The 4,423-nt window shown below is 45.1% G+C and carries 4 protein-coding genes; all 4 read left to right on the forward strand.

What is annotated here, in order from left to right; all coding sequences use genetic code 11:
- The coding region (gene cysK, locus F6K20_RS25770) for a cysteine synthase A (RefSeq protein WP_287296541.1) at positions 1-796 on the forward strand (796 nt) is incomplete at its 5' end.
- A gap of 133 nt (positions 797-929) precedes the next feature.
- Positions 930-1,631 (forward strand): J domain-containing protein, encoded by a 702-nt coding sequence (locus F6K20_RS25775; protein WP_009149080.1) that lies wholly within the window; start codon positions 930-932, stop codon positions 1,629-1,631.
- Between the two features lie 90 nt (positions 1,632-1,721).
- Entirely contained in the window at positions 1,722-2,594 is an 873-nt protein-coding gene (locus tag F6K20_RS25780) for a 6-carboxytetrahydropterin synthase (RefSeq protein WP_287265796.1), read from the forward strand.
- A gap of 626 nt (positions 2,595-3,220) precedes the next feature.
- On the forward strand, positions 3,221-4,303 hold the full coding sequence (locus tag F6K20_RS25785; RefSeq protein WP_009149084.1) for a tetratricopeptide repeat protein: 1,083 nt from the start codon (positions 3,221-3,223) through the stop codon (positions 4,301-4,303).
- The last annotated feature ends 120 nt before the right edge of the window (positions 4,304-4,423 follow it).

Below are 4,423 nucleotides of genomic sequence, written 5' to 3' on the forward strand. Positions count from 1 at the left end.
CATGATCAACACAGCGGAGCAGAATGAGTGGATTACCCCCGGCAAAACTATTTTGGTGGAACCGACCTCGGGAAACACAGGTATTGCTCTAGCAATGGCAGCGGCAGCCAAGGGTTACCAACTGATCCTAACCATGCCAGAGACAATGAGCATCGAGCGACGGGCTATGTTGCGAGCTTATGGTGCTCAGTTGGAACTGACACCAGGTAGTGAAGGCATGGGTGGCTGTATTAGGCGAGCTCAGGAAATTGTAGAAACCACATCCAATGCCTATATGCTGCAACAGTTTCGTAATCCAGCTAACCCCAAAATTCACTATTGTACCACCGCTGAAGAAATTTGGGACGATACGGAAGGACAGGTGGATTTCCTGGTGGCTGGAGTTGGTACGGGTGGTACAATTACTGGTGTTGCTGAAGCGATCAAAAAACGCAAGCCCAGTTTTAAAGCGATCGCAGTTGAACCAGCTGGTAGTTCTGTACTTTCTGGAGGGTCTCCAGGACCTCACAAAATTCAGGGTATCGGTGCGGGTTTTATTCCAGAAGTACTCAAGGTTGAACTTCTTGACGAGGTGATTACAGTTACGGATGATGATGCGATCGCATACGGTCGTCGTTTAGCCCGTGAAGAAGGAATTCTTTCCGGCATTTCCACTGGAGCCATACTATCAGCGGCTATTGAAGTTGGCAAACGTCCAGAAAATGAGGGATGCCTGATTGTCATGATTCAACCGAGTTTTGGGGAACGGTACCTAAGCACCCCCCTCTTCCAAGAGCCAACCGCCACCACTGATTAGTGTTATGGGGCAAGGCGCTTCGGTTCAGTAGTTATCCTAAAACCTCTGGAAATCGATGGAAATATAAGGATTGAGCTTAGTTGCTACCTCAATTATACTATCGCTGCCGGTTTCAGTAGGTTTAGTGTAGCCCATGTCAGACTCGAATCACTACCAAACTTTGGATGTTCATCCCCACGCTACGACCCTAGAAATTAAACAAGCCTACCGACGGCTAGCCAAGCGCTTTCATCCAGATAGCAACAGCCCCACCGCTGATCCGGAAAAAATTATCCAAGTTAATGCTGCCTATGAGGTACTCAGTAACCCTGAGCGACGGCGTTCCTATGACCAAAAGAGGAATTACTTTCAGGATTCATTAGAGCCTCAGAATCGACAACAGCGAACAGCTCATGCCCAAAGACATTACCAGCATCATCGGCAAAAGGGAAAAAAGACTGATGCCCAGCTAGGGGAATGGTTGCAGCAAATTTATCAACCTGTAAACCACCGGATTAGTCATATCCTTGAGCCTCTAGAGGCTCAACTTGATGAACTCTCCGCTGACCCGTTTGATGATGAACTCATGGCAGAGTTTGAAGCTTATCTGGAAGAGTGTGGTGATCATCTCCATCAAGCTCAGAGACTGTTTCAGTCTCAACCTAATCCTGCCACCGTTGCCAGTGCTGCTGCTAACCTCTACTACTGTCTTAATCAGTTAGGAGATGGGATAGAAGAATTAAAGCTGTTTACCCTTAACTACGACGACTACCACCTACACACAGGTCAAGAACTGTTCAGAATAGCTTCCCATCTGCTCTGGGAAGCTAAAGACACAGTTAAAGATTTTTGCTAATGGGTAACCAATATTATTTTTTTAGCTTACCAACGACCACTAATCCAAATTAGTTTATCCTGAAAATAAGTCTAGTTTACCTAACTTGACATGGAATGCGTCATTAAGCGCCGTGCTGAGTTTTCAGCCAGCCACCGATACTGGTTACCAGAACTGAGTGAAGCTGAGAACCTTCAGCGGTTTGGTTTGGGGAGCAGATTTCCTGGACACGGACACAACTACGTTCTGTTCGTTTCCCTGACCGCTCAGTTGGATAAGTATGGCATGGTGAAAAACTTGTCTAAAGTCAAAACGGTGATCCAACGAGAGGTCACCAGCCAACTTGACTACGCTTATCTCAATGAGGTTTGGTCAGAATTTCAGCAAACCTTACCTACTACCGAAAACATAGCACGAGTAATTTGGCAACGCTTGGTTACCTATCTACCACTACTGAAGATTCAGCTATTTGAACATCCAAAACTCTGGGCTGACTATCAAGGAAACGGTATGGAAGTATATCTGACTATCAGTAACCACTTTAGCGCTGCTCACCGACTAGCTCATCCTGACCTCAGTGACGAGGAAAACTACCAGATTTACGGTAAGTGTGCTCGTCCCAACGGACATGGACATAACTATCACATAGAAGTGACAGTTAAGGGTGAAATGGATCCGCGCACTGGCATGATTGTTGATCTAGGCTCCTTGCAGCAAGTCATGGATGAGTATGTCCTGGAAGCTTTTGACCATACTTTCCTCAATAAAGACATTCCATACTTTGCCCGGGTTGTTCCTACTGCCGAAAATATTGCTATCTATATTTGTCAGTTATTGCAACAACCAATTCAAGAATTGGATGTCCAACTTCATAAGGTGAAATTGAGTGAAAGTCCCAATAACTCCTGCGAAGTCTATTGCACACCAGAGACTACCAAGTCAGCAGCAACATCATCTACAGAAACTCTGCTGACTGTGATGTAGTTGAACAGATTTAGTTGAACAGATTTAGTTCTCTAGGTTTAGACATATCGTTGTGTTGATGGTTGGCTGTTAACCGTTGACAGTTCACTGCCGTGATCAATCCTAGTCTTGAGATCTCCACAGGTTCAAAGTGCTGGGATTATGCGGTTATACCACCGCCAACAGGGTAACCTGCTGGCCGATGAGCCTGTCAGCAGATTCCTAGATCGGGCAGGCTCGTTTCTGTTGCACTGATCATGAACAGCGATTTTAGCTGGCAAGGGTAGTATGCCCTAAGCCCATTAGCCCTAGGCTGAATGCTGACCTAGGGATTTTTATTTGCTGAGATTAAATCATCCATAAGTTAGAGTTAGTATATCATTTGTTATGATATATGTAAAGTTGCCGGAACCAGCATTGATGCGGTTATCATGGTAGTAAAGTACCCGCACTAGTACTGTTAGGTCGAGCTGCACTAAATCTAAAAGCCTTTATATCCTCTTATTTTGCCCCGTGGTATCTCACTCAAGGGATGAGATACGACCTTGAGCAATTCAAAACAAGGGAATATATGGCAAAGGATTTTACTCGATTGCGCAAACTTAGAAAACTACAAAACTCTTGATGATCCGTAAGAGGCAATAGGAATGGAGAGCCGGTTGCCGTGTGATGACAGCGAATATAGGGAGCGTCTAGTAGAGGCAGCACGCCAAACTTTCGTTCCTACATTACCTGACAACATTCCAGATAATGTTCATGACCTTGCGTCAAACCATCGCACCGGTGAAGCTGCTCAACTTTTAGAGAAAGGGATTGAGCAGCACCAGCGATGTCAATTATCCGCAGCAAGACAGTCGTTTCAAGAAGCACTAGCAATGTATGCGCAATTGGCAAATAGACGGGGTCAAGGAAAAGCTCTGAGTGGTATGGCCCTGACTGCTTATTCCTTGGACAACTTTCAACAAGCCATAAAATATAGTAACAAAAGTCTTGCGATCGCAAAAGACATCAAAGACCAGCGTCTTGAGGGCCAGGTTTTGGGAATTTTGGGAAATGCCTACCGTCACCAAGGAAATCACCTCAAAGCCATTGACTATGGTCAAAAAAGCCTAACTATTATGCGGCAACTCCAAGACCGACTGGGAGAAGTGACTGCCTTGAACAATCTAGGATTGGCCCATAAGGCACTAGGGGATTTGCCCCGAGCAATAGCTTGCCAGCAACAGAGCCTCTATGTTGCCCAGAGTCTTGGGTTACCGCAGCTGGAAGAGCGAATTCTGAGAAATCTTAGTAACTCCTGCTACTCCATCGGTGATTATGCTCAAGCTATTGACTATTACGAGCAGCGTTTTGCGATCGCACAGCAGATGGGTGATCTTCCCCTAGAAGGACAAATTCTGGGCAAGTTGGGTAATGCTTGCTTGGCACTAGGAGATTATATTCAAGGGATTTACTATATTCAGCAGCAATTGCTCAAAGCTCAACAAATAGGTAATCGCCGTCTAGAACAACAAGCTTTAGGTCGCTTGGGAAAGGCTTATGATGCTTTAGACAATTATGGCCAAGCGGTTGAATATTATGAACAACGTTTGAGTATTGCCCAAGCCATCGGTGACCGGAAGGCAGCAAAAAAAGCCATAGCTAGTCTGAAAGCCGCTTATTACTCTCAAGGAAACTACACTAAAGCTATGGAGTACCATCAGAAAAATTTAGCACTCACTAATCCATAAGAGAAATGGTACTTCTGGTCGGGATAAGGCTCGTACTTATTAGCCATTACCAAAACACCGACACTGATCTCTATCAAAATAGCGATAAAATAGGGTTCACTTATTTATTGTCGTCTATAT

The sequence above is a fragment of the Moorena sp. SIO2C4 genome (assembly GCF_010672485.1).
In the GTDB taxonomy this organism is placed as follows: domain Bacteria; phylum Cyanobacteriota; class Cyanobacteriia; order Cyanobacteriales; family Coleofasciculaceae; genus Moorena; species Moorena producens.